At 52.4% G+C, this 2,757-nt stretch carries 2 tRNA genes and 3 rRNA genes (1 of these 5 only partly in view); all 5 read right to left on the bottom strand.

Features of this window, described 5'->3' with window-relative positions:
• Positions 1–694: ribosomal RNA gene (locus tag DWY63_RS17805) — 23S ribosomal RNA — on the bottom strand; its annotated part reaches 2,232 nt to the left of the window's first position; the annotation flags it as partial.
• 231 nt (positions 695–925) lie between these two features.
• A tRNA-Ile gene (locus tag DWY63_RS17800) sits at positions 926–999 on the bottom strand.
• 37 nt (positions 1,000–1,036) lie between these two features.
• Positions 1,037–1,109: transfer RNA gene (locus tag DWY63_RS17795), tRNA-Ala, on the bottom strand.
• 6 nt (positions 1,110–1,115) lie between these two features.
• Positions 1,116–1,233 (bottom strand): 5S ribosomal RNA (gene rrf / locus DWY63_RS17790).
• A 96-nt stretch (positions 1,234–1,329) separates the two neighbouring features.
• A 16S ribosomal RNA gene (locus DWY63_RS17785) occupies positions 1,330–2,757 on the bottom strand; the annotation flags it as partial.

Below are 2,757 nucleotides of genomic sequence, written 5' to 3'. Positions count from 1 at the left end.
TGACTTCACGCCCTCTTAAGACTTGGTTTCCCTTCGGCTCCGCACCTTGAGTGCTTAACCTTGCCAGTAAACGTAACTCGCCGGACCGTTCTACAAAAAGTACGCGGTTGTGCACATAAGGCACTTCCACAGCTTGTAAACACAGGGTTTCAGGTTCTCTTTCACTCCCCTCCCGGGGTCCTTTTCACCTTTCCTTCACAGTACTATGCGCTATCGGTCACTGAGGAGTATTTAGCCTTGGAGGGTGGTCCCTCCTGCTTCCCACAAGGTTTCCCGTGTCTCGTGGTACTCTGGATCCTGCCAGCCTCTCATCAATTTCGCCTACGGGATTTTCACCCTCTCTGATCAGATTTCCCAAAACTGTTCGGCTATTGATTCGAGTACCTTATGCAGTCCACAACCCCGCGGTGCACGCACCACGGTTTGGGCTCTTTCCATTTCGCTCGCCGCTACTTTGGAAATCGAGGTTTCTTTCTTCTCCTCGGGGTACTTAGATGTTTCAGTTCCCCCGGTTCCCTTCCATACGTTATGGATTGGCGTATGGATACTTGAGGTTTGCTCAAGTGGGTTTCCCCATTCGGATATCTCCGGATCAATGGATATTTGCTCCTCCCCGAAGCTTTTCGCAGCTTATCACGTCCTTCATCGGCTCTCAGTGCCAAGGCATCCACCCTGCGCTCTTAATGCTTGACCTGTATTCTTGGTCCGCTGCCATCATAGCGTTGATGACAGGCTTTTGTGTTCTCTGCTTTAAAAGCAATTGATTCAATAATCTTTCGATTATCTCTGGTTTGATAACATCACATGCTCTCACACATGATGCCTCGGATGTCTTTTCCTATCTCTAACGTTTTAACGTTTTCAATATAGATTGTATATGCGGTTTTCAAGGTACATCTTTTGGACTTGATTCACTCAAATCCAGTGGGCTTAAGTGGACTCGAACCACCGACCTCACGCTTATCAGGCGTGCGCTCTAACCGGCTGAGCTATAAGCCCTCAGTCGTTTCCGACGCCCGGAAGTTTTCTTTCCGGATGGAGACGAAGAGATTCGAACTCTCGACCCCCTGCTTGCAAGGCAGGTGCTCTCCCAACTGAGCTACGTCCCCGTTTGAAGCTGGCAGCCACCTGCTCTCCCACACCGTCTCCAGTGCAGTACCATCGGCCGCTTAGGTCTTAACCATCGTGTTCGGGATGGGAACGGGTGTGTCCCCTAAGCGCATCGCCACCAGCAATAGTTATTCAGTTTTTGAAACTGTAAAGTCTACAGCTTTTGCTGTTCCTTAATAACTAAACAATGAAACCCATTCTTTACTTGTTCTTCCTTAGAAAGGAGGTGATCCAGCCGCACCTTCCGATACGGCTACCTTGTTACGACTTCACCCCAGTTATCAGTCCCGCCTTCGGCAGCTCCCTCCTAAAAGGTTGGGTCACTGACTTCGGGCGTTACCAACTCCCATGGTGTGACGGGCGGTGTGTACAAGACCCGGGAACGTATTCACCGCGACATTCTGATTCGCGATTACTAGCGATTCCAGCTTCGTGCAGTCGAGTTGCAGACTGCAGTCCGAACTGAGACGTTATTTTTGGGATTTGCTCCACCTCGCGGCTTTGCCTCCCTTTGTTTACGCCATTGTAGCACGTGTGTAGCCCAGATCATAAGGGGCATGATGATTTGACGTCATCCCCACCTTCCTCCAGGTTATCCCTGGCAGTCTCCACAGAGTGCCCAGCTTTACCTGCTGGCTACTGAGGATAAGGGTTGCGCTCGTTGCGGGACTTAACCCAACATCTCACGACACGAGCTGACGACAACCATGCACCACCTGTCTCCAATGCTCCGAAGAGAAGGCCCCGTTACGGGCCGGTCATCGGGATGTCAAGACCTGGTAAGGTTCTTCGCGTTGCTTCGAATTAAACCACATGCTCCACCGCTTGTGCGGGTCCCCGTCAATTCCTTTGAGTTTCATTCTTGCGAACGTACTCCCCAGGTGGAATGCTTAATGCGTTTGCGGCGGCACCGAAGAGCTTTGCTCCCCAACACCTAGCATTCATCGTTTACGGCGTGGACTACCAGGGTATCTAATCCTGTTTGCTCCCCACGCTTTCGAGCCTCAACGTCAGTTACCGTCCAGTAAGCCGCCTTCGCCACTGGTGTTCTTCCTAATATCTACGCATTTCACCGCTACACTAGGAATTCCGCTTACCTCTCCGGCACTCGAGCCAGACAGTTTCCAATGCAGTCCCAGGGTTAAGCCCTGGGTTTTCACATCAGACTTGCCTTGCCGTCTACGCTCCCTTTACACCCAGTAAATCCGGATAACGCTTGCCCCCTACGTATTACCGCGGCTGCTGGCACGTAGTTAGCCGGGGCTTCTTAGTCAGGTACCGTCATTATCTTCCCTGCTGATAGAGCTTTACATACCGAAATACTTCTTCGCTCACGCGGCGTCGCTGCATCAGGGTTTCCCCCATTGTGCAATATTCCCCACTGCTGCCTCCCGTAGGAGTTTGGGCCGTGTCTCAGTCCCAATGTGGCCGGTCGCCCTCTCAGGCCGGCTACTGATCGTCGGTTTGGTGGGCCGTTACCCCGCCAACTGCCTAATCAGACGCGGGCCCATCCCATACCACCGGAGTTTTTCACACCGAGCCATGCAGCTCTGTGCGCTTATGCGGTATTAGCAGCCGTTTCCAGCTGTTATCCCCCGGTATGGGGCAGGTCACCCACGCGTTACTCACCCGTCCGCCGCTCAGTCA

The organism is Blautia sp. AF26-2, from assembly GCF_003460955.1.
Lineage (GTDB): Bacteria > Bacillota > Clostridia > Lachnospirales > Lachnospiraceae > Fusicatenibacter > Fusicatenibacter saccharivorans.
This window is presented reverse-complemented; position numbering and strand designations above follow the sequence as displayed.